The sequence below is a fragment of the Streptomyces rhizosphaerihabitans genome, from assembly GCF_025399795.1.
Taxonomy (GTDB): Bacteria; Actinomycetota; Actinomycetes; order Streptomycetales; family Streptomycetaceae; genus Streptomyces; species Streptomyces rhizosphaerihabitans.
In genome coordinates, this window is sequence record NZ_JAODTZ010000005.1 from 208,421 (window position 1) to 232,410 (window position 23,990).

At 70.6% G+C, this 23,990-nt stretch carries 22 protein-coding genes; 11 read left to right on the forward strand and 11 right to left on the reverse strand.

Annotated elements, in window-relative coordinates:
* The first annotated feature begins 3 nt into the window (after window positions 1-3).
* The gene (locus N4G66_RS07340; RefSeq protein WP_261703141.1) at window positions 4-870 is read left to right on the forward strand and encodes an acyl-CoA thioesterase; all 867 of its coding nucleotides are present in this window, start codon (window positions 4-6) and stop codon (window positions 868-870) included.
* On the opposite strand, the gene N4G66_RS07345 is transcribed toward N4G66_RS07340, so the two are convergent.
* The 5 genes from N4G66_RS07345 to N4G66_RS07365 all read right to left on the reverse strand — a co-directional run bounded on the left by N4G66_RS07345 (window position 857) and on the right by N4G66_RS07365 (window position 4,283).
* Window positions 857-1,870, reverse strand: coding sequence for a DUF6397 family protein (locus tag N4G66_RS07345; RefSeq protein ID WP_261703142.1), 1,014 nt, complete (start codon window positions 1,868-1,870; stop codon window positions 857-859). The genes N4G66_RS07340 and N4G66_RS07345 overlap by 14 nt on opposite strands.
* A gap of 127 nt (window positions 1,871-1,997) precedes the next feature.
* A complete protein-coding gene (locus tag N4G66_RS07350) occupies window positions 1,998-2,411 on the reverse strand; it encodes a roadblock/LC7 domain-containing protein (RefSeq protein WP_261703143.1) in 414 nt (137 codons plus the stop codon).
* 202 nt (window positions 2,412-2,613) lie between these two features.
* Complete coding sequence (locus tag N4G66_RS07355; RefSeq protein WP_261703144.1) at window positions 2,614-3,219, reverse strand: GTP-binding protein; 606 nt, start codon at window positions 3,217-3,219, stop codon at window positions 2,614-2,616.
* A gap of 193 nt (window positions 3,220-3,412) precedes the next feature.
* A complete protein-coding gene (locus N4G66_RS07360; protein ID WP_261703145.1) occupies window positions 3,413-3,826 on the reverse strand; it encodes a DUF742 domain-containing protein in 414 nt (137 codons plus the stop codon).
* 19 nt (window positions 3,827-3,845) lie between these two features.
* The gene (locus tag N4G66_RS07365; protein WP_261703146.1) at window positions 3,846-4,283 is read right to left on the reverse strand and encodes a roadblock/LC7 domain-containing protein; all 438 of its coding nucleotides are present in this window, start codon (window positions 4,281-4,283) and stop codon (window positions 3,846-3,848) included.
* A gap of 209 nt (window positions 4,284-4,492) precedes the next feature.
* On the opposite strand from N4G66_RS07365, the gene N4G66_RS07370 reads away from it, so the two are divergent.
* Window positions 4,493-5,695, forward strand: a complete 1,203-nt coding sequence (locus N4G66_RS07370; protein ID WP_261703147.1) for an IS110 family transposase — start codon at window positions 4,493-4,495, stop codon at window positions 5,693-5,695.
* Window positions 5,696-5,700: 5 nt separating this feature from the next.
* Here N4G66_RS07370 and N4G66_RS07375 read toward each other — a convergent pair whose 3' ends face one another.
* Together N4G66_RS07375 and N4G66_RS07380 are read right to left on the reverse strand one after the other, a co-directional pair.
* The gene (locus tag N4G66_RS07375; RefSeq protein WP_261703148.1) at window positions 5,701-8,259 is read right to left on the reverse strand and encodes a sensor histidine kinase; all 2,559 of its coding nucleotides are present in this window, start codon (window positions 8,257-8,259) and stop codon (window positions 5,701-5,703) included.
* Between the two features lie 63 nt (window positions 8,260-8,322).
* Window positions 8,323-9,096 carry an MHYT domain-containing protein gene (locus N4G66_RS07380; RefSeq protein ID WP_261703149.1) on the reverse strand — a complete coding sequence of 258 codons (774 nt, stop codon included), beginning with the start codon at window positions 9,094-9,096 and terminating at the stop codon, window positions 8,323-8,325.
* Between the two features lie 143 nt (window positions 9,097-9,239).
* Here N4G66_RS07380 and N4G66_RS07385 point away from each other — a divergent pair, with 143 nt between their 5' ends.
* Complete coding sequence (locus N4G66_RS07385; RefSeq protein WP_261703150.1) at window positions 9,240-9,848, forward strand: class I SAM-dependent methyltransferase; 609 nt, start codon at window positions 9,240-9,242, stop codon at window positions 9,846-9,848.
* A 27-nt stretch (window positions 9,849-9,875) separates the two neighbouring features.
* Here the strand turns inward: N4G66_RS07385 and N4G66_RS07390 are convergent, their stop codons facing one another.
* Window positions 9,876-10,634, reverse strand: coding sequence for an alpha/beta fold hydrolase (locus N4G66_RS07390; protein ID WP_261703151.1), 759 nt, complete (start codon window positions 10,632-10,634; stop codon window positions 9,876-9,878).
* 108 nt (window positions 10,635-10,742) lie between these two features.
* Between N4G66_RS07390 and N4G66_RS07395 the strand changes: the two genes are divergently transcribed.
* The 3 genes from N4G66_RS07395 (at window position 10,743) to N4G66_RS07405 (ending at window position 12,687) form a co-directional block, all read left to right on the forward strand.
* Window positions 10,743-11,276, forward strand: a complete 534-nt coding sequence (locus N4G66_RS07395; protein ID WP_261703152.1) for a PadR family transcriptional regulator — start codon at window positions 10,743-10,745, stop codon at window positions 11,274-11,276.
* A gap of 110 nt (window positions 11,277-11,386) precedes the next feature.
* Complete coding sequence (locus N4G66_RS07400) at window positions 11,387-11,704, forward strand: hypothetical protein (protein ID WP_261703153.1); 318 nt, start codon at window positions 11,387-11,389, stop codon at window positions 11,702-11,704.
* A 134-nt stretch (window positions 11,705-11,838) separates the two neighbouring features.
* Window positions 11,839-12,687 (forward strand): hypothetical protein, encoded by an 849-nt coding sequence (locus N4G66_RS07405; protein ID WP_261703154.1) that lies wholly within the window; start codon window positions 11,839-11,841, stop codon window positions 12,685-12,687.
* Window positions 12,688-12,818: 131 nt separating this feature from the next.
* Here N4G66_RS07405 and N4G66_RS07410 read toward each other — a convergent pair whose 3' ends face one another.
* Complete coding sequence (locus N4G66_RS07410; RefSeq protein ID WP_261703155.1) at window positions 12,819-13,001, reverse strand: hypothetical protein; 183 nt, start codon at window positions 12,999-13,001, stop codon at window positions 12,819-12,821.
* Between the two features lie 1,256 nt (window positions 13,002-14,257).
* On the opposite strand from N4G66_RS07410, the gene N4G66_RS07415 reads away from it, so the two are divergent.
* On the forward strand, window positions 14,258-15,601 hold the full coding sequence (locus N4G66_RS07415) for an esterase-like activity of phytase family protein (RefSeq protein ID WP_261703156.1): 1,344 nt from the start codon (window positions 14,258-14,260) through the stop codon (window positions 15,599-15,601).
* 66 nt (window positions 15,602-15,667) lie between these two features.
* On the opposite strand, the gene N4G66_RS07420 is transcribed toward N4G66_RS07415, so the two are convergent.
* Window positions 15,668-16,264 (reverse strand): hypothetical protein, encoded by a 597-nt coding sequence (locus N4G66_RS07420; protein WP_261703157.1) that lies wholly within the window; start codon window positions 16,262-16,264, stop codon window positions 15,668-15,670.
* A gap of 541 nt (window positions 16,265-16,805) precedes the next feature.
* A complete protein-coding gene (gene xylA / locus N4G66_RS07425; RefSeq protein ID WP_261703158.1) occupies window positions 16,806-17,972 on the reverse strand; it encodes a xylose isomerase in 1,167 nt (388 codons plus the stop codon).
* 198 nt (window positions 17,973-18,170) lie between these two features.
* On the opposite strand from xylA, the gene xylB reads away from it, so the two are divergent.
* The 4 genes from xylB to N4G66_RS07445 all read left to right on the forward strand — a co-directional run bounded on the left by xylB (window position 18,171) and on the right by N4G66_RS07445 (window position 23,907).
* Window positions 18,171-19,616, forward strand: coding sequence for a xylulokinase (xylB, locus tag N4G66_RS07430; protein WP_261703159.1), 1,446 nt, complete (start codon window positions 18,171-18,173; stop codon window positions 19,614-19,616).
* A gap of 169 nt (window positions 19,617-19,785) precedes the next feature.
* Entirely contained in the window at window positions 19,786-20,994 is a 1,209-nt protein-coding gene (locus N4G66_RS07435) for an ROK family transcriptional regulator (protein WP_261703160.1), read from the forward strand.
* A gap of 418 nt (window positions 20,995-21,412) precedes the next feature.
* On the forward strand, window positions 21,413-22,897 hold the full coding sequence (locus N4G66_RS07440; RefSeq protein ID WP_261703161.1) for an APC family permease: 1,485 nt from the start codon (window positions 21,413-21,415) through the stop codon (window positions 22,895-22,897).
* Entirely contained in the window at window positions 22,894-23,907 is a 1,014-nt protein-coding gene (locus N4G66_RS07445) for an acetamidase/formamidase family protein (RefSeq protein WP_261703162.1), read from the forward strand. The genes N4G66_RS07440 and N4G66_RS07445 overlap by 4 nt, the downstream gene beginning before the upstream one ends.
* The last annotated feature ends 83 nt before the right edge of the window (window positions 23,908-23,990 follow it).

A 23,990-nucleotide genomic window follows, 5' to 3' on the forward strand; every position in this document is an offset into this window, starting at 1 on the left:
CCGATGACGAACCCTGCCGAGAAGCTTGTCGACCTGCTCGACCTGGAGCAGATCGAGGTCAACATCTTCCGTGGCCGCAGCCCGCAGGAGTCCCTCCAGCGGGTCTTCGGCGGCCAGGTGGCGGGCCAGGCGCTGGTCGCCGCAGGCCGCACCACCGAGGGCGACCGGCCGGTGCACTCGCTGCACGCGTACTTCCTGCGTCCGGGCCGACCTGGCGTCCCGATCGTGTACCAGGTCGAACGGGTGCGGGACGGACGGTCGTTCACCACCCGCCGGGTCACCGCTGTGCAGCAGGGCCGCACGATCTTCAATCTGACCGCCTCCTTTCACAAGCCCGAGGAAGGGAGCTTCGAGCACCAGCTGCCGCCGGCCCGCGAGGTGCCGGACCCCGAGTCCCTGCCGACGGTGACGCAGGAGATCGAGGAGCATCTGGGCGTTCTTCCCGAAGCGCTGGAGCGCATGGCGCGACGCCAGCCGTTCGACATCCGCTACGTGGACCGGCTGCGCTGGACGCCCGAGGAGACCAAGGGCGCCGAGCCGCGCAGCGCGGTATGGATGCGTGCCGTCGGTCCGCTGGGCGACGACCCGCTCGTGCACACATGCGCTCTCACCTACGCGAGCGACATGACTCTCCTGGACGCTGTCCGCATACCCGTGGAACCGCTGTGGGGTCAGCGCGGTTTCGACATGGCGTCGCTGGACCACGCCATGTGGTTCCACCGGCCGTTCCGGGCGGACGAGTGGTTCCTGTACGACCAGGAGTCGCCGATCGCGACGGGCGGCCGCGGCCTGGCCCGCGGGCGCATCTACGACCGGGAGGGACGCCTGCTCGTCTCGGTCGTGCAGGAAGGCCTTTTCAGGGCGCTGTAGGCGGACGCGCGTCCGGGCTCCTGCGCCGCAGCCATCCCAGCAGTCTCCGTGACCGCATGGACTCCGTCGTCGTGAGCGGATCGTCCACGGCTGCGTGCCGTTCTCGCGCGGCGCGCGGAGCACTGGTCGGTGACGGCGGGGCTGCCGGCATCGGAGCCCCTGCCGGCCGGCCGACCAACGCTGTGGGCGCCGACTCCGGGGCTGCGACGATCGAGGCACGGGGTGTCGGGCGGGGCGCCGGGCGGTCCTCCCTCGCTTCGCAGACACTCTGACCCAGGTCGGCCCTGAGCCAGCTGATCTCGTCGGGGGCGTCAGCCGTCGTGATGCGCTCGGCGATCCGGGCCCCGGGCGAGTCCGGCGCGGCTTGTGAAACAGGCGCGGGCCGGAGGCGGTTGAGATGGGCGCGCTCGTAGGGATCCTTGACGATCTCGGCCACTTGGACCGGGCCGAGCAGGGACGCCACCACGGCGGCACGGGCCCAGGGGTCCTCCGTCTGCCTCAGCAGGAACCCCATGTGACGGCCACGCCAGTTGCGAGGACGGAGGTCCAGGCCTTCGTCCAGCTGATCGCGGAGACCTTCGGGCGTCCGGCCGCTCAGCAGCCGCGCATTCTGCTTGTCGGTCGCGAACTGCCGCAGTTCCTCGGCGAGGTAGAGCCAGACGACCACCCGGTAGCGGTTCAAATAGAATTTGACCGGCACCACCAGCCCCAGGCGCGCGAGGCGGGTGAACCGGGTGCTCGTGACACCCATGAGAGCGGCGCCCTCCGTGGTGCCGACGGCCTTCACCCGCTCGCGCAGCGCCTCCGGGAAGCCGGCTTCGGCGCGCACCCGGTCGATCTCCGCGCGAGCGACCCGGCGTCCCCCGCCTCCCTCGTCGGGAACCGAGCGCACGCAGCCGAGGTGCAGAGCGAGGTCGAACTCACCGCGCCTGAGCTCCAGTTCCCGTGCGGCCCGACTGAGCGAGGAGGTGGCGGACTGCGTGATGGTGCTGCCGGACATGACGGTCTCCCCTGTGCTGTCGGAGGCTCGCGCCGGTGTGCGCTCGCCTCGGGAAAAACCGTATCCGGCTCGTCGGACATCGTGGCGAGCCTGTGGAAAACTCCGGCCGCGACGGAATACCAGCAGGTCAGAGATCTGAAGCGGGCTTGCCTTCCGGCTGTCGCGCATCCACGCGAAGGTGTTCGCCGACGCGGTTCACCAGCAATGTCATCTCGTAGGCGACCTGGCCGATGTCCGCCTCCGCCCCGCTGAGAACGGACAGACAACTCCCGGCGCCGGCCGCGGTGACGAAGAGCACCGCGTCGTCGAACTCGACCATCGTCTGCCGTACTTGCCCGGCACCGAAATGGCGGCCGGAACCCTTGGCCAGGCTGTGCAGGCCCGACGACACCGCGGCGAGGTGTTCGGCGTCCTCACGCCGGAGCCCTGTGCTCGCGCCCGTCACCAGTCCGTCGTTGGACAGCACCAGCGCGTGCCGAACGTGCTCGACGCGCTCGGTGAGGTCGTCCAGCAGCCAGCCAAGTCCCGTGTTCTGTTCCATGATCCGGTCTCCCCGTGTGTCGTTCCCCCCTGGCCGGAGGATTCGACCAGCAAGCCTTCCCCACAGCCGCCGTCCGGGCAAGGCGGATGGGTGGCATGGCAGAGAAGATGGCCGACGAGCAGGCGCGAGCGGTCGCACCACAGGGAAGCCGAGCGATGGCGCCGGGGGCCGAGCGGGGCCGGAACCGATATCGGCGAGGGCCTCAGCCGACGGACTCGAGCAGCCGGGCGGTGTGTACCCTCCCGGCGTATTCGACGAGCCGGATCAACACCTCCTTCCCGGAGTCGCGGTCACGGGCGTCACACAGGACGACCGGCGTACCTCGGTCGAGGTCGAGAGCGCGGGACACGTCCTGGGCTCCGTACGCGCGAGCGTCCGCGAAGCAGTTGACAGCCACCACGAACGGGATGCGCCGGTGCTCGAAGTAGTCCACCGCGGGGAAGCAGTCCTCGAGCCGACGGGTGTCCGCGAGGACGACGGCGCCCAGGGCACCCGTCGACAACTCGTCCCACAGGAACCAGAAGCGGTCCTGGCCCGGTGTTCCGAAGAGATAGAGCGAAAGGCCGGACCTGATGGTGATGCGTCCGAAGTCCATGGCCACGGTCGTGGTGACCTTCCGGCCCACTCCGTCGGTGTCGTCCACCGACTGACCGGCCTCGCTCAGCAGTTCCTCGGTGCGCAGCGGTCGGATCTCGCTGACCGCGCCCACCAGGGTGGTCTTTCCCACGCCGAACCCACCGGCGACCAATATCTTCAATGCCAGGGCGGTCGAGTCGCCACCCGAGGCATCGGAGTTCTCGGAGACCATCGATCACTTCTCTCGGGAGTGCCGACAACTGTCGGCATCGGTGCGTCTGTACGGGTGCTCGAAGACAGCATCATGACAACTGCGGCTCCGGCGAACAGGATTGGACCGCACATTGCCTCTTGCGAGCGGAACACGCCCGTTCAGTGCCCAGGAGTGAACGCGAAGAGTCGCAGCGCCGACCGATGTGGATCACCTAAAGGGCCCTCAGTCCCTCGATCACCTCGCGGAGGATTCGTTCGTCAGGCAGTTGGGCGGGGGGCACCGGGCGGCTCACAGTGACGCAGCTCCGTTCCAGGAGGTCGCCCAGGAGCACTCTGACCACACCCACGGGAAGATCGGCTCCTGCGGCCAGTTCGGCGACCGACTGGGTCTCGGTACGGCACAGTTCGATCAGGGTCCGGTGCTCAGGTCCGAGCGAGGTGTCCTCGTCGGCTCCCGGCGCGGCTCTGTCGAGCGTGACCAGGGCGATCAGATCGAAGTGCATCCCGGCCGGACCGGCTTTGGTGCGGCCACCCGTCATGGCGTAAGGACGGACGAGTGGTCCCGCCTCCTGGTCGTACCACTGGCTGCCCGGCTGTGGCGGGGCGCCCGGTGTGTCCTCGGTCATCTGCACAGGCCGCCCTCGGTCATCCTGCCGCGGGGGGCTGCGCGGCGACCCGCGGCGGGGCGTGGAGATGCTCGCCGACGCGCTTGACCAGAAGCGCCATCTCGTATGCCACAAGGCCGATGTCGGCGGTGACGGCGGTCAGAACGGCGAGACACGAACCGTCCCCCGCCGCGGCGACGAACAGGAAGCCCTCGTCCATCTCCACCATCGTCTGGCGTACCCCGCCCGCGCCGAAGTGGCGGCCCGCTCCCTTGGCCAGACTGTGGAATCCGGAGGCGACGGCCGCGAGGTGTTCGGCGTCCTCGCGCCGCAGGGCAGTGGACGCGCCAACCGCCAGTCCGTCGTTCGACAGCACCACGGCGTGGCGTACTTCGGTCACGCGCACCACCATGTCGTCCAGCAGCCAGTCGAGTTCGCCGGACCGCTGGGCTCTTCCCGTGCTCGGGTCCTGGATCATGCGGGGTCCCTAAGAATGTAGGCGGTCCGGGAGGACCGGGTGTGGCTGATGCGGAGTTGCCGTTGATGGCTCAAGGAGAATGGCCGCCCGGTCCTCCGGGACGCTCCGACCACTGATTGAGAACTGCGGTCATCGCTAGTTAGGGACCTGTCGGCGGGGTGTTCTTCGGACCATGGAGTGCTGGTCACGAGAGACAGGGAGCGACAGGCTTGAGTGCGGCGCACAAGCGGATATGGGTCGGCGTCGATGCCGGCAAGGGGCATCACTGGGCGGTCGCGGTCGACGCCGACGGCGAGACGCTGTTCTCGACGAAGGTGATCAACGACGAGGCCCAGATCCTCACCCTCATCGACACGGCCCGCTCGCGGGCCGGTGAGGTGCGGTGGGCGGTGGACATCTCCGGCCGGGCATCCACCCTGCTGCTGGCCCTGCTGGTCGCTCACGGCCAACAGGTGGTTTACGTCCCCGGCCGCACCGTCAACCGGATGACCGGCGCCTACAAGGGCGAGGGAAAGACCGATGCGAAGGACGCCCGGGTCATCGCTGACCAGGCCCGCATGCGCAGGGACTTCGCCGCGCTGGACGCACCCCCGGAGCTGGTCTCCAGCCTTCGGGTGCTGACGAACTACCGGGCCGATCTGATCGCCGACCGGGTCAGGCTGATCAACCGGCTCCGTGACCTGCTGGTCGGCATCTGCCCCGCACTGGAGCGGGCTTTCGACTACTCCGCAGCCAAGGGCCCGGTCGTCCTGCTGACCGAGTACCAGACCCCGGCCGCCCTGCGCCGGATCGGCGTCAAGCGGCTGACGACCTGGCTGGAGCGCCGCAAGGTCCGCGGCGCCGACACCGTCGCGGCCAAGGCCGTCGAGGCTGCCCAGTGCCAGCAGATCGCGCTTCCCGGGGAAAAGCGGGCTGCGAAACTGGTCTGCGACCTGGCCCACCAGCTCCTCACCCTGGACGAGCGGATCAAGGACAACGACCGGGAAATCCGCGACACCTTCCGCACCGACGAACGCGCCGAGATCATCGAGTCCATGCCCGGCATGGGCCCCATCCTCGGCGCCGAGTTCATCTCCATCGTGGGTGACCTGTCCGGCTACCTCGATGCCGGACGTCTGGCCTCCCACGCGGGACTGGCCCCAGTCGCCCGAGACTCCGGCCGGCGGACCGGCAACTACCACCGGCCTAAGCGCTACAACCGGCGCCTGCGGCACATCTTCTACATGGCCGCACAGACTGCGATGATGCGGCCCGGCCCCTCCCGGGACTACTACCTCAAGAAGCGATCCGAGGGCCTGCTGCATACCCAGGCCCTGCTCTCGCTCGCCCGCCGCCGGGTCGACGTGCTCTGGGCGATGCTGCGTGACAAGAGGCTGTTCACCTCCACCCCGCCGGTCACGCAGACGGCTTGACACGGTCATTGAGATTCTCCTTCGCTGCTGTCGCTGCCCGCTTCGGGGCCGGGGGTGGCGCCGATGCCGGGTGACCGGCCGCCGCCGCGTACCCAGCCGGCCCGGTACGCGGCCATACGCGCCCGTACGAGTTCGGGTGTGCGCTCGTCGTCCGCCGTGGACACCGGAGCCTCCGTCGGCTCCTCGGAACGCTGTCCGCGCAGTTGGGGGGCGAGGTTCGCCTGGCGGACACGCCGTGGAAGTTCGTCGGAGCCCTCGGATTCGTCCTGGGCACGGTGCAGACGGAGCGCCGCGACTACCGGAGTCCCGGTCTCCTTCGAACCTCTCGCCGGGGGCAGGGTCTCCCGTGAACCGTTCGTCGGGCCTTCGGAGGCTTTCGGCCTCGGGGGGACCAGCGCGGGCCGTTCGCTGGGGGCCTGGACGGCGTCGTGCTCGGGAGCGGCCGACACGCGCGCGTACTGCCTTTCCAACGGCCTGTCCGTGTCGCCCTTGCGGAGGGAACGTTCCGCCGGGCCGTCGTACAGGAGCGCCGTGGGCAGCAGGACGACCGCGGTCGTGCCCCCGTAGGGCGAGGTCTGCAGGTGCACTCTGATGCCGTGCCTGGCCGAGAGTCTGCTGACCACGAAGAGGCCGAGCCGGTCGCTGTCGAACAGGTCGAGTGCCTCGGACTGCTCGATGCGCCGGTTGGCCTCGGCGATCCTCTCCTTGCCCATGCCCAGCCCGCGGTCCTCGACCTCGATCACGTAGCCGTTCCCGACCGGTTCGCCGGTGATCCGCACTCTGGTGTGCGGGGGCGAGAACTGGGCGGCGTTCTCGACGACTTCCGCCAGAAGATGGGTGAGGTCGGCGACCGCTCCGCCGACCACGGCCACCTCGGGAAGTTGCCGTACCTCCACGCGCGCGTAGTCCTCGACTTCGGAGACGGCCGCGCGGACCACGTTCGTCAGCGAGACGGGCCTTCGCCAGGCCCGCCCGGGGGCGGCTCCGGAAAGGATGATCAGACTCTCCGCGTGACGTCGCATCCGTGTGGTGAGGTGGTCGAGCCGGAACAGGTCGCTCAGTTCGTCCGGGTCCTCGGACCTGCGCTCCATGGCGTCCAGGAGATTCAGCTGGCGGTGCACGAGCACCTGGCTGCGCCGGGCGAGATTGACGAAGACCCCGGAGATGCCCCCGGCCAGCTCCGCGCGCTCGACCGCGGCACGCAGGGCGGCTCGGTGCACGGTGTTCAGAGCCTGGGCGACCTGTCCGGTCTCGTCCTCCGAGGGCCGTCCCAGCGGGGCCTCGTCGTCCACGTCGACCGCCTCGCCCGCGCGCAGTCTGCGCATGGCCTCGGGGAGCTTTCGGCGGGCGATGTCCAGTGCGCTGTCGCGCAGGCCGACGAGTTCGACGACGAGGTCACGTCCGATGCGTACCGAGATGATCAGCGAGGCGATGACTGCGGCGAGGCCGAAGAGGACCGCGGCACCAGCGGGGGTGAGCAGGGCGTGCCCGAGCGGGTCGGTCCCGTCCGCGACACCACGGCCCGCGTCGGCCTCGACCGTGCGCATCCCGTCGCTCACGCGCTCGTGAGCGATGTTCCAGACGGTCTCCGGCGCGGCGTCGAGGGCCTTGGCGCCGGGGCGCGAGACCAGCACCTTGTCCTCGACGGCGCGCACATCGTCGTACGCGCTCCCCTCCACGAGGTCGTTCCAGGCAGCTCCTTCGGGCCCGCCGAGATCCGGCGCGGCGGTGTCCGTCAGGGTGCGGCGGGTGCCTACTGCACCCGTGAACAGCCGTAGCCGCTCGCCGTCAAGGGTCCCGGCGAGCCGAGCCCCACCGAGCACGGCGTTCTCCTGGGCGAGCGCCTCCCCCGCCCGGGAGAATTCGAGCAGGACGCGCGCGTCGGAGTGCAGGCCCGCACCGGAGATGCCGGTGAGCGCTCCGTCGACACCGAACGCCGTCGAAATGGTTCTGGTGTACTCCCCGTACGCCTCGTCCCATCCGGTACGGCGTTCCAGTACGCCAGTGCGCAGCGACCGCAACCGCTCCGCCTCGGCGACGAAAGCGGTGAGCCGCCCGGCGACTCCGGCAGACAGGTCTGCGCCGTCGGCGACGGTGTTGTGGTCCCCCAGGCGGAGCTTCGCGACGGCGCGGTCGGTGAGCCGTGAGAGGTCCTTGAAGTCGCTGGGCGGCACCGTGGCGGGGTCGGTGGCGTAGCGGACGGCTTCCGCCCGTTCGGCCTGGAGCGCGGCGATCGCGGCGTCGACGGGGGCCCGGACCGTCGAGTCCACGCGTTGCAGCTGCCTCAGCCGCGCGACGTCCTGCGCCGTGCTCACCGTGGCGTAGGCCCACAGAGCGAGCAGGGAGACGATCGGCACCATCAGCAGGCTGACGATCTTGGCCCGGACGGTACGGGGCCTGATGTGCCACCGCACCGCGCGGGCGAGTGCTTCCGGCGAAGGCTCGGCGACGGGCTCGCCGATGTCCGCGCCCTCGTCGGCCGGCGGTCCCGCGTGCGCCCGCCGACCGCGCAACGGGGGCGGTGGCTGGACGCCGGCTCTGGTGGTCCTACGGGGTGTACGCATGGCCTCCTCGATCGGAGAGATTCGGGGCGTGCCGTCCGGGCCGCGGCGGCTCCGGAACCGCCGTCAGGGGGCGACGCTCTCGACCGGCCGCTGGGCCGACGCGGACGCTGCAGACCGGCCGGACATCGGGGACAGCGCGACGAACGCCGCCGTCAAGAAGAGGTAGGACCCGAGACCGACGGCGAGGGGGAAGATGAACTGCATCGCCGTGGCTCCGGGCAGTGAGCCGCCGGAGGGGTTCACACTTACGCTCACCGCCATCATTCCGGTGTAGTGCATGCTGCTCACCGCGCCGCCCATGACGAAGGAGGCGACGGCCACCGCCACGGGGGACCTGATGGCGAGGGCGGCCCACAGGGCAGCGGTCGCCGCGATCACTCCGATCACGACGGAGAGCCCGACGAGTGCCGGGTCGTAGCGCACCTGGCCGTGCAGCCGCAGCGCCGCCATCCCCAGGTAGTGCATGCTCGCGACGCCGAACCCGGTGGTGAGGCCGCCGAGGACGAGTGCGCGGTGCCGGTCGCGGCCGTAGCCGACGGCGAAGAGGCCCGCGCCGACGACACCCATGGCGACCAGCAGGCTGAAGATGGTCAGCGGCACGTTGTAGCGGATCTCCGTGCCGGTGACACCGAAGCCGAGCATCGCCACGAAGTGCATCGTCCAGATACCGGTGCCGATCGCGGAGGCCGCCGCGAGGAGCCAGTTGCGGCGCGACCGTCCGGTGGCGTCGAGTGCGCGGACCGCGCAGCGCAGCCCCAGCGCGGAGCCTATGCAGGCCATCGCGTACGACAGAACGGGGGTCAGCCAGCCGAAGGCGGCGTGGTCCATGTGTCCCATGACCCAGGGACGCTAGTGCGCGCTGGGGCGCACAACTGGGGCGCATTTCGAAAGCTGTTGCAAAGTGACGAAGAGGTGCACCTGAGCGATCGCGTCGGGCTCGAACGTGTGCGCCGCGTCATCCTTCGTGTCGGTGAGAGATCATGCGGCACATGAGCGACGACCACACACACGTCCAGGAGTTCTTCGGCGCGCGCGCCGCCGACTGGGACAGCCGGTTCCCCGACGACGGGCCCGCGTACGCGGCCGCTGTGGCGCGCATGCGACTGCACGCGGGTGACCGCGTGCTCGACGCGGGCTGCGGCACCGGGCGGGCCCTGACTCCGTTGCGAGCTGCCGTGGGCGGCACCGGGCTGGTCGTCGGAGCCGATCTGACGCCGGCCATGCTGGAGGCTGCGGTCCGGGCCGGACGGGCCCGCGACGGACAGCTGCTGCTGGCCGATGTCACCGCGCTGCCGCTGCGTACGAAGTCGCTGGACGCGGTGTTCGCGGCCGGACTCGTCGCCCACCTGCCGAACCCGGGTGAGAATCTGCGGGAGTTGGCCCGAGTGGTGCGGCCCGGCGGCACGCTGGCCCTCTTCCACCCGATCGGCCGGGCGGCTCTCGCGGCCCGCCAGGGACGGCAGATCACTCCGGACGACCTGCGTGCCGAGGCCAACCTAAGGCCCTTGCTGGCCGGTTCGGGCTGGGACATGACCTCGTACGTGGACGAGGACGCCCGCTTCCTCGCGCTGGCCGTACGCCGGGGATGACCGCCGACCGGATCCGGTGATCGGCCGTCAGGCCGTGTCGGCGACGGCCTCCGCGAACGCATCGGGGTTGTCGAACATGATGTTGTGTCCGGCGCCCGGCACGGTCACGACGCGCACCCCGGCCGTCTCCAGGCCTTCCGTGCCCGGCAGTTCACCACTGAGTTCGCCCTGGAGGTAGACGCGCTCCGCTGTCAGTCCGACGAGCATCTGACGCATCGTCGGACTGGTGCCCTGCCTGAGCCCCTTCGCCGTACGGTGCAGGGCGCGCGGATCGGCGAGGCGCATCGTCGCGGCCCAGGAGGGGCCGACCTTCTCGAGCACGCGCGCGTGACCGCCGTTCTCGACGTAATCGTCCTCCTCGTAGGAGGCGATGCCGCTGCTGCCCGGGGTGAGCGGAGGGTACGGATCGAGGTTGGCCTCCACGAGGACGAGCCGTGAGACGAGCTCGGGACGTCGATGGGCGAGCACGATGGCGACGGCACCGCCCATGCTGTGTGCGACCAGTTCCGCCCCGGCGACCTGAGCGGCGTCCAGAGCGACCGCCAGCGCCCCGGCGTGGTCCTCAAGGCTGTATCCGAAGTCCGCGGGCCGGTCACTGATGCCGTGGCCGGGCAGGTCGACAAACAGGGTGCGGCGTCCCGCCAGTTCGGGCCGGGCCGCGATGTGGGCGTTGTAGACCGTCGAGGCCGACCCCAGACCGTGCACGTACACACGCGCGGGTCCGCCGCCCGCCGCCTCGGTCCAGCGGATCATGCTTCCCCTGCCGTCGAACTCGGCCTGCCTCATAGCGCTCTCCCCTGTCGCCGTTCCTTCGTTCCCACTCCTCCACGAGGATACATCGGTTCCGATGTATAAAAGAAGCGATGTACAACGTCGGTGCGGCAGAATGTGTGCATGCTGGAGCTGGCCATCCTCGGATTTCTGCACGACACCCCGCTGCACGGCTATGAGCTGCGCAAACGCATCACCGCACTGACGGGCCATGTGAAACCGGTGGCGGAGAGCACGCTGTATCCCGCGATCAAGCGGCTGGAGAACGCGCAGTTGCTGGAACGGGCCACACAGCCCGGATCGGTGGCCGCCCCGCGTCACGTCCTGACACTCACGGAGGAGGGCGGGCGCGAACTGCGCCGCAGACTCGCGGACCCGGCGCGGCGGGACATCACGGACGAGAACCGCTGGTTCACGGTGCTCGCTTTCCTCCGGCACCTGGAGGACCCCGAGGCGCAGGCCGCCGTACTGCGCCGCAGGCTGGCGTTCCTGGAGGAACCCGCGAGCTTCTTCTACGACGGTGACCGACCACTGCGGGCCGAGGAGCTGGACGACCCCTTCCGGCGCGGCATCCTCACCATCGCGCGGGCCACCAGCCAGGCAGAACTGACCTGGCTGCGGACCACCCTCGACTCACTCGACGCGGCCGGCCACTGACCCGGACCAGAGCTTCACCGGGCCGCCCCTCTTCTGCCGCCGCGACTCCATCTCTACGTTGAGTAGCAGCAACTGCACGATCAGCGATCACGCAGGGGGATGGTGACCCGATGTCCGGCATATTCGGCAGACTCCGCACGATGGGGCGCAGGAAGACGGCCGAACGGCCCGAGGGGCGCCCGCAGGAGACAGCTCGCAAGGAGAGAAAGCGCACATACAACCTCTTCGAGGCTGCCGCGGCGTACGTGTCCGCGTGCGCGGAGGACAATCAGGAGCAGATCGACGAGGCGGCTGCCTGGGTGTCGCCGGAGGCGCTGTCCTTCGGGGTGAACGAGCTGGCCTGCCGGGCCGTCATCGCGCTCGCCAGGGAGCGCGACGAGTCGCCGCAGGCGGTCGCCCGTACGCTGCTCGGACTGCCCGCGGCCTGACCTGGGCGGGCCCGCGGGGGCGTTTCGCCCCTGTCCAGCCGGATAGCTGCAGCTCCGCACGCGTTTCGGGCCCGTGACAAGCGCCTTCCGGTCGCTTAGGGTGCGCCGACAGATGGAGCGATCGGGAGGCTGGAATGGCCGGGACGGACGAAGACGCCGTCGCCACCGGGGACGACGACGCGCTGTATGTGCTGACGGCGGTGTTGCTGACACCGGCGAAGTTCCCCAGCGTGCTCGGGGACGACTACCCGGAGGCATGCGCGACGCTCGACCTCGCGCCTCTCGCGGAGGGGTACGGGCTGGTGCTCGGCCAGGACGGAGAGGGTGCGCGGTGGACCGTCATCATCGACGACGTCTCCCTGGTCGCCGTCGCCATCGCGTCCTGGGACTGCGGAATGGAGCACGAGCTGTCGCCGGACGAGCGGACGGTCGTCGCCGCGCTGCCCGGCTGGCCCCTCGAAGTGGCCGTCTCGGCCCCCGGGGTCCCGGCTCCGCACGACCCGTCGGCCGAGCTCACGGACCGGCCTCCGCTCAGCCCGCCGGACACCGCCACCTGGGGTCCTGCCCAGCGGCGCCTCGGCGCGGACGAGATCGCGCTCCAGTGGGCGATGTGGCGCGAGCAGATCGACGACAGTGAGTTCGCGCCCTCGGACGGTGCCGAGCGGGCCCCGGACGACACCGAGGACGCTCCGGACAAGGACAGCAAGGGCGGAAACCGCTCCGGCATCCGCCGCGTTCTCGCCGAGGCGCGCTCGTACGTGGACACACCACCCCCACTGGGCCGTGTCCGCTCATCCTTCGCCACGAGCGACGCTCGCACCCTGCGCGCCGACGGCCCCGGCTGGTCTCTCGTCGCCAGGACCGACGACATCGCGTTCGTCCTGCTCGACGAGGAGCCCGGCGAGGTCCTGCCCGTCGGTCGCGGACCGGAGCTGCCCGGCCTCCTGGAGGCCCTGGACAAGATGGCGGTCCGCCCCAGCTGAGTGACCGCGTCACACGGGATCGGATCCCGTGTGACGCGGCCCTGATCAGTCCCCGGTTTCAGTTGTGTCTGTCTCCGGCCCTCACCAGCCGCGGTGAACGGAGGGGCTGCCGCCGGATGGGCGGCCGCTCCTCAGCGGCCGAGCTCCTTGCGGGTGGCACGACGCAGCCTGCGCCGCTGCGAGGGGTCCAGCGCCAGATACGCGGCCGCCGGAACTCCCAGCACGATCAGGAAGGCGGCCCACCAGGGCAGCCAGATCAACAGAATCAGGCCGACCGCCACACCTCCTGCGGCGATCTTCGCGTTCTTCGACATGTGTCGCCTCCTCCGCGGCTACTGCCGCTCTCTGTCCTGAGAACGGGTCCCCGTGTCCCACGGTTCCGGACCGCGACCCTGATACGTCCCTGACGCGTGCCCCCTACTCAACCCTGAGAGGCTCCCCGGTCTCACGCACAGGGCACAACAGGGCCTGCCTGCCTGCCTGCCTGCCGGTAGGAGTCGACGAGCCCGGTCTCCGCACAGGGAATACCCAACTCCAGACAGTGCGCACGCACCAGGGGATGAACGCGGCGCGATGAGATCCGGGCGCATGCCTCAAAGTGGCGTGGCGGCTCCGGGACGGGCGTGAAGGGGCCGAAGGCGCGGGATGGGTGGGGAACGGCGTCGGGGCGTGGCATCGCGACGGCTCCACGCTGAGGATGGCGTGGGCGACGCCCATGCCGTCCCGCACGCTCACCGGGAGAAAGTGTTTCTCGCCCGCGCAGCCGAGCCTTCCGGTGACCACGACCTTGTGGCCGATCACCTCCACGCTCAGGACGGATCCGACCGGCGCTGACGCGCTCAGACTGTGCCGCGGTCCGGTCGGCCGCACTGCACGGACGACGTGAACGCCGCCCCTGCCGTGACCTCGATCCGTGACGGAGAGAGGATCATGAAGCCTTTCGCGCCATGACCCTTTGTCTGAGTTTGCCTGTTTGTCGGCCATGCCGTCATTGTGCGCCTCCGCCACGGAGCCGGGAAGGCGGCGGGCCCTCGCGCGAGGGCCCGCCGGGTTCACACAGAGGCCGCTCGGCCCGGCGCCGAAACCGCTCTGAATCGGCTGCCCGGCCGGCGAACGTCGCGGTCGCGTGGCACTCGGTGCGGGACGTGGGGAGGCAGGACGCCTCGCCGTTAAGGGCCCGGCGGTACGGGGCGCGGCACTGTCGGCCCTCCAGGAGGAGTTGGCCGTCGGCGGAGAAGGACTGGCACGCGCGCGTGCCGCCCTGCGTGTGGCCGCGGCGAGGGCGAAGGGCGAGCACCCGAGGCTGCGGGCGGCCCACAGCCGCTGGACGGCGGTCGGTACGGCCGCGCACCTGCGGCCAGGACGCGACGGCAGGTGGTGGCCTCACGGCAAGGAGCAAGACTGCTGGACTCCAACGGGAACGCGGCGAGTGACCCTGCGCATGCCCTCGCCACGGCCGAGGACGAGCCGACGAGTGGTTGCCCCCCTGCGTTCATCTCCAGGTCGCACACTGTTCGGTGTCGGGGCCAACTCTGGCCGCTGTCAACGAACTTGTGCCTCAGGAGGCCTGATGTCCCCGCATGCCGTCGGCAGACGCCACGTCCACCGATCCGTCGTCCGGGGCGTGCCGCTCGCCGTGCTGGCTGCCTTCCTGGTGGCCGGCACCGCGAACGCGACGTCCGGACCCGCACAGCCGCACGTGACGCACACCGCGGCGCTCGGCGACCTCCCCCTCGGCGCGTTCAGCAACGCGCTGCTGCCCGGCACGGTGGACAACGACCGCGGTGTCGACCTCGGCGGCATCGGCAGCGACATCTACCCGGCCGGACGCCAGGGTGAATTCTGGACGGTCACCGACCGGGGACCCAACGGGCAGATCAAGGTGGACGGCAAGAAGCGCCGGACGTTCCCGGTTCCGGGCTTCGACCCGGCGATCGTGAAGATCCGGGTATGCGGTGACACCGTGAAGGTGCTCGACGCGATCCCGATCACCACGTCCTCGGGGAAGCCGGTCACCGGGCTGTCCAACCAGGCGGGACGCGACGAGGCCCCTTACTCCTACGACGCGCAGACCCCGCTCGCGTACAACCCGAACGGTCTGGACACCGAGGGCATCGTGCGGGCGAAGGACGGTTCGTTCTGGCTCGTCGACGAGTACAGCCCGTCGCTGGTCCATGTCTCCGCGCGCGGGAAGGTACTCGCACGCTATGTGCCCAAGGGTCTCAACCTGACCGGCACGGATTACCCGGTCGTCGAGGCGCTGCCCGCGATCCTGCTCCACCGCAAGGTCAACCGCGGCCTCGAAGGGCTCGCCCAACTCCCCGACGGTGACCTGGTGATGGCCCTGCAGAGCCCGCTCGCACTGCCGGACGGGGATGCGGGAGACGCGTCGCGCACCACACGGCTGCTGCGCTTCTCACCCAAGAAGCGGGCCGTGACCGCCGAGTACGCGTACCGCTTCGACCCGGTGAACGTGGTCGACCCGAGCGAGGACGACACGTCCGAGCTGAAGATCTCCTCCGTGGTGGCCGTCGGCCGCGACCGACTGCTCGTCGAGGAGCGCACCGACAAGGCGGCCCGTCTGCAGTCCGTACGGCTCACCCGCGACGCGGACATCCTCGGCGGCCCCTGGGACAGCGACACCACGTCGCCCTCCCTGGAGCAGCTGGACGACCCGGCATCGGCCGGAGTCCCGGTGCTGGGCAAGCGTCTCGTCGTCGACCTGGGCACCATCGCGGGGGTACCCGGCAAGATCGAGGGCGTCGCACGCGTGGACCACGGCACTCTCGCCCTCATCAACGACAACGACTTCGGGATGACCGACGGGGCGGGTGCCTTCGACACGCAGGGCCGGCTCGTGGACAGCGGTATCGAGACGACCGTCACCTACGTGCGGCTGCCGCATGGGATCTGATCCCGGAGCCCCTTGAACTCGGCACGCGTGCGTGGACGATGGACAGCGACCCCGCACGCGTGTCGCTCACTTCAGCGGCCCGGTGAGCTTGTGGGCGCCCTTTCCCAGGTCAGCGGCCAGGCTGCAGGCGACCTTGTCGATGCCGGTCCTGTAGCCGCCGGTGTCCGGATACTGCACGAGAGTGTCGCGCACCGTACCGGCGGTCTGGTCGGCCGCCTTTCGCTCCAGAGGAGCCTTGCACAGCGCGGACGCGGCCTTCTTGAGGGCGGCGTTCGTCGTGTAAGTGCCGTTGAGTTCGGAGACCTTCACGACCTCGGCGTCGTGCGGTTGGGTGCAGAGGCGCTTGGCGGCCTGTCCGGGAAAGCTGACGTCCGCGTCGAAACAATCGCCCTTCCGGAGCATGTAATAGGGCACCTCGTCGTCCGCGAGGGACGGGAGGAACGACTGCAGGTCGCTGGGCAGCAGCCCGCTGGGCAGGTCCGAGGGAAGCGACGGTACGACACTGGGCAAGCCCGAGGGAAGAAGCGACTGCAGCTCGGACGGGAGGCTCAGGGAGGGGCTCGGCGACCGCCCAGTGCTCTCGGTGGGGGACTTCTTGTCCTTGCCGCCGCCGCCCGCGGCCGCCACGGCCACGGCCACGATGACACCGACACCGACGATCACAGCGATGACGAGGAGCAGGGTGTTGCGGCGCCGCCCTCCGCGGTGACCGCCGGGCCCGTCCGGCGGTCCGGGCGGCGGGGGCGGCGGCCATCCCCCGTCGCCCTGCCCGGGAGGCCGATCGCCCCCTTGTGACGACTGACCGTAGTCCCCGGAGGGAGGGCCGCCGCCCCTCGGAGGAGCGCCGTAGCCGCCCGGGGGAGGACCGTAACCACCCGAGGACGGAGGGCCATAGCCGCCGGAGGACGGAGGACCGTAACCGCCGGAGTGCGGCGAGCTGTAGCCCCCGGAACGCGGGCCCTGAACATCACCCCCGGAAGGATGCGGGTCGCCCTGCGACCGTGGAGGCTGAGGCGGTTCGGGCGGCATGGCCATACCGCCAAGAGTCGCCTCGAACCGGTCATCGCGCGACCCCTATGCGGAAGTTGATGCGGACTCATGCCATGGATCGCATGATTCCGGGAAATTCCATGCGGGATCAGCCGTCAGGGAGGGCGGGCCGGACCCGCCGGAAGGCGGGTCCGTGCCCTTGGGGGCGGCCCGATCAGCCCCGCGCGCCCAGGAGATGGTCCATCGCCAGCTGGTCCAGCTGCTCGAACGCCATCCCGCGCGCGGCCGCGGCCTCGACGTCGAAGTCCTCGAAGGCGGCACGGTCGGCGAGCAGCGCCGCCAGGCCGTCCTCCGCGGTGGGCTGCGCCAGCTCGTGCAGACGCGAGGCGCGCAGCGCAGCCTGGACCTCGGGATCGGCCCGGAACGCCGCCGCACGCTCGCGCAGGATCAGGTAGTTGCGCATGCAGCCCTCCGCCGACGCCCAGACGCCGTCGAAGTCCTCGGTCCGCGGCGGCTTGAAGTCAAAGTGCTTCGGGCCCGCGTAACCGGCGCTCTCCAGGAGGTCGACCAGCCAGAACGCGGACCGCAGGTCGCCGGCTCCGAACCGCAGGTCCTGGTCGTACTTGATGCCGGACTGGCCATTGAGGTCGATGTGGAAGAGCTTGCCCGCCCACAGGGCCTGCGCGATGCCGTGCGTGAAGTTCAGCCCGGCCATCTGCTCGTGGCCGACCTCCGGGTTGACTCCGTACAGCTCCGGACGCTCCAGGCGCTCGATGAACGCAAGGGCGTGGCCGACGGTGGGGAGCAGGATGTCGCCGCGGGGCTCGTTCGGCTTGGGCTCGATCGCGAACTTCAGGTCGTAGCCCTGGGAGATCACGTACTCACCGAGGAGGTCGAAGGCCTCCTTCATGCGGTCGAGGGCGACGCGTACGTCCTTGGCCGCGCCGGACTCCGCTCCCTCCCGGCCGCCCCAGGCGACGTACGTCTCGGCGCCGAGCTCGACCGCCAGGTCGACGTTGCGGATGGTCTTGCGCAGTGCGTAGCGGCGCACGTCGCGGTCGTTCGAGGTGAACGCGCCGTCCTTGAAGACGGGGTGCGTGAACAGGTTGGTGGTGGCCATCGGCACCTTGAGGCCCGTGGCGTCCAGGGTCTGCCTGAACCGCTTGATGTGCGACTCACGCTCGCTGTCGGAGGACCCGAAGGGGATCAGGTCGTCGTCGTGGAAGGTCACTCCGTAGGCGCCGAGCTCGGCCAGGCGCTGCACCGTCTCGACCGGGTCCAGGGCGCGCCGGGTGGCATCGCCGAACGGGTCCCTTCCCTGCCAGCCGACGGTCCACAGGCCGAAGGTGAACCTGTCCTCGGGGGTGGGCTGGTAGTTCATGTCGCGGCTCCTTGCTAGCTCCGACGATTTCGTCATGGCGGTTTACAAATTAGTATGCGGGAGCTTATCTGGGAAGAGACGAAGTACGTAACCCTGGTCATGCCGGTCCAGGGACGAAGTGCGGGACCCGGGCCGTGACGGTCCGGGCGACCCCGTGACCAGCACAGATTCCGCAGACCCGCGGAAGAGGGAGAGCCGATGTCAGCAGCCGAGGGTCCGCTCGTCGTCGGGGTGGACTCGTCCACCCAGTCCACCAAGGCCCTGGTGGTCGACGCGTCGACCGGACAGGTGGTGGCGAGCGGACAGGCGCCGCACACCGTCTCCACCGGGGCGGGCCGCGAGAGCGATCCCCGCCAGTGGTGGGACGCGCTCTGTGAAGCTCTGCGCCAGTGCGGTGACGCCGCGCACGAAGCCGCGGCGGTGTCGATCGGCGGGCAGCAGCACGGGCTCGTGACACTCGACGTCCGGGGCGAGCCCGTACGCCCGGCCCTGTTGTGGAACGACGTGCGCTCGGCGCCGCAGGCGCGTCGGCTGGTCGAGGAGCTCGGCGGCCCGAAGTCCTGGGCCGAACGGACCGGCAGTGTGCCCGCCGCGTCCTTCACGGCCACGAAGTGGGCCTGGCTGGCCGAGCACGAGCCGGAGGCCGTACGGGCGACCGCGGCGGTCCGGCTGCCCCACGACTACCTCACCGAACGGCTCACCGGGCAGGGCACCACCGACCGCGGCGATGCCTCCGGCACGGGCTGGTGGGCCTCCGGGAGCGAGGCGTACGACGAGGAGGTTCTCGCGCACATCGGTCTCGACCCCGCCCTGCTCCCCCGCGTCGCCCGGCCGGGCGAGGTGGTCGGGACGGTGCACGCCAGGGGTGAGCTCCCGTTCTCCAGGGGCACTCTGGTGGCGGCCGGGACCGGGGACAACGCTGCAGCCGCGCTCGGCCTCGGGCTGCGCCCGGGAACGCCGGTGGTGAGCCTCGGTACCTCGGGCACGGTGTACGCCGTCTCGACGAACCGCCCCACCGACCCGTCCGGCACGGTGGCGGGGTTCGCGGACGCGCGCGGCGACTGGCTCCCGCTGGCCTGCACGCTGAACTGCACGCTGGCCGTCGACCGGATCGCCGCGCTGCTCGGCCTCGACCGCGAGGCCGTCGAGCCCGGCTCCTCGGTGACGCTGCTGCCCTATCTGGACGGCGAGCGCACACCGAACCTGCCGCACTCCGCCGGGCTGCTGCACGGACTCCGGCACGGCACGACGGGCGGGCAACTGCTCCAGGCCGCGTACGACGGCGCTGTGCACTCCCTGCTGGGCGCCCTCGACCTCGTGCTGGACGCGGACGCCGACCCCACGGCGCCGTTGCTGCTGATCGGCGGCGGCGCTCGGGGCAAGGCCTGGCAGCAGACCGTACGCCGGCTCTCGGGGCGGCCCGTTCAGGTGCCCGAGGCCAGAGAACTGGTCGCGCTCGGCGCCGCCGCCCAGGCGGCGGGCCTGCTGACGGGCGAGGACCCCGCGGCGGTCGCCCGGCGCTGGGGCACCGCCCGCGGGCCGGTGCTCGACGCCGTGGAGCGGGACGAGGAGACGCTCGCGAGGATCACCGAGGTACTCTCCGACGCGGCCCCGCTGCTCGAACGGGAGCCGGACAAGAACTGACCAGGACCGACCCGGCCGCCCCGGCGTGACCGGCTCTCATGAGTGGTGTCTCGCGTGAGCGGTACCGACCGGGGCCGCCCGGTGGGGCCCGCACGACGCGGAACCGCCCTGTGGGGACCGTGCACCGACACAGGCCGACGGGACCGGCCGGACGAGGATTGACGGAGGCATGACCGCACCACTGCACGAGGCCCACCCGACCGGTTCCGGCCGGCGACTGCCCGACACCCAGCAGGGCATGCGCCGCCGCAACCTCTCTCGGGTCATGCACACCGTCAGCGACGAGGGACCGTTGTCGCGTGCCGCCGTCGCCTCCCACATCGGCCTGACCCGGGCCGCCGTGTCCACCCTGGTCGACGAGCTGATCCGCGCGGGGCTTCTCGAGGAACTGGGGCCCGAGCGGCCCGGCAGAGTGGGGCGGCCCGGCTCCGCTCTCGCCGTCAGCGGGCACGGTCCCGCCGGAATCGGCGCGGAGGTGGGCGTCGACCATCTCGCGGTGTGCGCGGTCGATCTCCGCGGCGCCGTGCGGGCCCGCGCCGTACGCCACGGCACGAACCGCGGCCGGCCGGCCGGGCCCGTGATCCGGGAGCTGGCGGCGCTGGTGCGCCAGGTCGTCGCCGAAGCCGACCGGGAAGGGCTGTGGCCCGCGGGCCTCGCCGTCGCCGTCCCCGGACTCGTGGCACGCGACGCCCGGACCGTGGTCCGAGCCCCGAACCTCGACTGGCACGACACGGACCTCGGTGAGCTGCTGCCCTCCGAGCTGCCACTGACCGTGGACAACGAGGCGAACTTCGGCGGTCTCGCGGAGCTCTGGCTCGGTGACGCGACCCCACGCGACTTTCTGCACGTGTCCGCGGAGATCGGCATCGGTGCCGCGGTGCTCGTGGACGGGCGGCTGCTGCGCGGGACCCGCGGCTTCGCGGGCGAGTTGGGACATATACCAGTGCGTCCGGAGGGACCGGAGTGCCCGTGCGGCGGACGCGGGTGCCTCGAACAGTACGCGGGTGAGGAGGCCGTTCTGCGCGCCGCCGGTCTCGAACCGGGCGAGGACCGGGTCGGGCTGCTGTCCCGGCGCGCCGCCGAGGGTGATCCGAACGTACGCCGCGCCCTGCGCGACGCCGGAACCGCTCTGGGCATCGCCCTGACCGGAGCGGTCAACCTGCTGGACCCGGAGACGGTCGTGCTGGGCGGGGCCCTCGCCGGTCTCGCACCCTGGCTTCTCCCTTCGCTGGAGGGCGAGTTGGCACGACGCACGGCGGGCCCCGCCATCCCCGTGCACGTCTCCCGACTGGGATCCGAGGGGCCGCTGCTGGGAGCGGCGCATTCAGTGGTACGAGGGGTGCTCGACGACCCGGCGGCGGTGGCCGGACGGGCGTAGTCGGAACACGGCCGACGCCGCAGGCGGAAAACGGGGCCCGACAGGCGTGGGCGGAACGCGACCCGACGGGCGTGAGCGGAACACCGCCCGACGGTCGCGCGCAGGGCCATCCCTGCTGCTCACTTGGTCGTGTCCTTTCCGCCCCGCGTACGCTTCCACCACTCGCGGAACGACTCCGCCGGAACCGTGGGCAGCTCACGGGTCGCGCTCCACGCCCGGCCCGCACGTCAGGCGTCGAGGCTCGCGCATCGCACGAAGGCCGTTCCCTCTTGAGGGTTATCGGTGTGTCCACAATCCTCGGGCTGTCCACGGACTCGCGCCTCGCTCTTCCTGCCCAACCGGCAAGCGCCGTACCGTAATTCACGCGAGGCACAGCCGTCCTGCCGATGGCTGTGTTCCGGTCGAATCGGGGGGACACATGTCGGAGGGGGCAGTTCCGGGGCTGCGGCGCGAGGCGATCGGCCTGCGCGAGGTCCTGTTCCAGAGCATCACGGCCATGGCGCCGGCCGCGGCGGTCGCCGCGTCCATTCCGTCCGGCGCGGCGTTCGCGGGCGGCAGTCTGCCGCTGTCCGTACTGATCGCCCTGGTGGCCTGTCTGTTCACCGCGTCGTGCGTGGCCGAGCTGGCACGGGAAATGCCCGCCGCCGGGTCGGTGGCCACCTACACCGCACAGGGGCTGCATCCGTCCGTCGGATTCCTCGTGGGCTGGGGCTACGTGTTCGTCGAAGCCCTGGTGCCGCCTCTGCTGCTTCTTCAGCTCGGGTTCACCACGGCGGGCACACTGCACCAGGAATGGTCCTCGTATCCGGACGACCTCTGGTGGCCCTGGTCGCTCGCGGGCGCGGCGGTCATCGCGGTAGCGGGGTATCTGGGAGTACGTGCCTCGGCCCGCTTCGGAACCGTCCTCGGCGTCTTCGAAGTACTGGTCTTCCTCGTCTTCGCGGTGTGGCTGATCGCCAAAGCCGGCGGGAACAACACGCTGTCGGTGTTCGGGACATCCCACACCGCCACGGGGTACGAAGGGATCAGTGGTGTGTTCGCGGGGTCGGTGTACACCGTGCTCGCCTTCGCCGGGTTCGAGGCGGCGGCCCCGCTCGCGGAGGAGACCAAGGACCCACGCCGCACGATGCACCGGGCCGTCCTCGGCGCGGCGCTCGCGATCGGTCTCGTCTACGTCCTGACGACGTACGCCATGTCGGTGTACTTCGGGCCCGACCGGTTCGCGGGGTTCGGAGCCTCCGGCGCCGCCTCGTGGGAAGGCGTGGCACGCGCTTCGTTCGGGCTGTTCTGGGTGCTGGTGTTCCTCGCGGTGGTCAACTCGACGATCGCCAACGCCAACGCGTGCGCCACCGTCTCCACGCGAACGGCCTTCGCCCTGGCTCGGATTCGGATCTTCCCAGCGCTCTTCGCGCGCGTGCACCCGAAACACCGCTCCCCCGCGGCCGGGGTGGCCGTGCAGTGCGCCGTGGCCGTGGCGGCCATGCTGGGGCTCGGTCTGTCGTACGACCCCGTGACCGCGTTCCTGCTCCTCGCGACAGTGATCGTCACCGTGGTGATCGGCGTGTACATCGTGGTCAATCTCGCCTGCGCGGGCTACTTCCTGCGCCGCAGACGCGAGTTGTTCAAGCCCGTTCGGCATCTGGTGTTCCCGCTGCTCGGCATCATCGCCTTCGTTCCAGCGCTGCTGACGGCCGCGGGTCTGCCGGTCTTCGACTTCGTGACCGAGCTGACCGCGCCCGTGTCGTACGCCGGGCCGGTCGTGGGTGCCTGGATGTCGGCCGGTGTCGTGATATTGATCTTCCTGCTGCGCCGCCACCCGGGGCGCATAGCCGAGACCGCCCGTGTCCACTTCGACGAGAACTCCACCCCCGCCCCTTCGCAGAGCGGAGCCGTGCAGCCATGAGCGACCCCCGGATCCTGACCGTGCGCCCCGCGCCGGGCGAGTTCGCCTGGACGTTCGGCGGCGCGCCGCCCGTGGCACGCATCGCGCCGGGCACCGTGCTCGATCTCTACACCGAGGACTGCTTCGCCGGACGGGTCCGCTCCGAGAAGGACTTGGTGTCCGAGGTGTGCGAGTTCCCGTTTCTCAACCCGCAGACCGGTCCCTTCCATGTCGAGGGAGCGGAGCCGGGCGACACGGTCGCGGTCCACTTCGTCTCGATCGAGCCGGCCCGTGACTGGGCGGCGTCGACGACGGTCCCCCTCTTCGGCGCCCTGACCTCCACACACACCACCGCGTCCCTCCAGCCGCCGCTGCCGGAGACCGTGTGGATCTGGCAGCTCGACCGGGAGCGGCGGACCGCGCTGTTCAGCGCGCGGGACAGCGACATCCGGATCGAACTGCCGATGGATCCGATGCACGGCACCGTCGGTGTGGCGCCCGCGAATCTGGAGGTCCGTTCCGCTCTGGTGCCCGACGCGCACGGCGGAAACATGGACACGCCGGAGATGCGGGCCGGAGTGACCTGCTACCTCGGGGTGAACGTCGAGGGGGCCCTGCTCAGCCTCGGCGACGGGCACGCACGGCAGGGTGAGGGCGAGACCTGCGGAGTCGCCGTCGAATGCGCGATGAACACAGTGGTGATCGTCGAACTCCTCAAGGGAGTCGCCACCCCCTGGCCCCGCATCGAGTCCGACACCCACATCATCTCGACCGGCTCGGCACGCCCGCTGGAGGACGCTTTCCGGATATCCCAGCTCGACCTCGTGCAGTGGCTGGTGCGCGACTACGGGTTCAGCGAGCTGGACGCGTACCAGTTCGCGACGCAGACGGTCGAGTCTCCTGTCGCCAACGTCTGCGACACCAACTACACATGCGTCGCCAAGCTGCGCAAGGAATGGCTGCCCCCGCGTGAGACCCATCGCGGACTGCACGCCCGACTGCGTGAGACGGCCGCGTCGCTCCGGCACTGATCGAGCGGCCCGCGTGCGACAGGCCCTTGACCGACACGCCGCTCCCGACACCCGACTCCGGTTGTGACTCCCGGCTCCCGCCC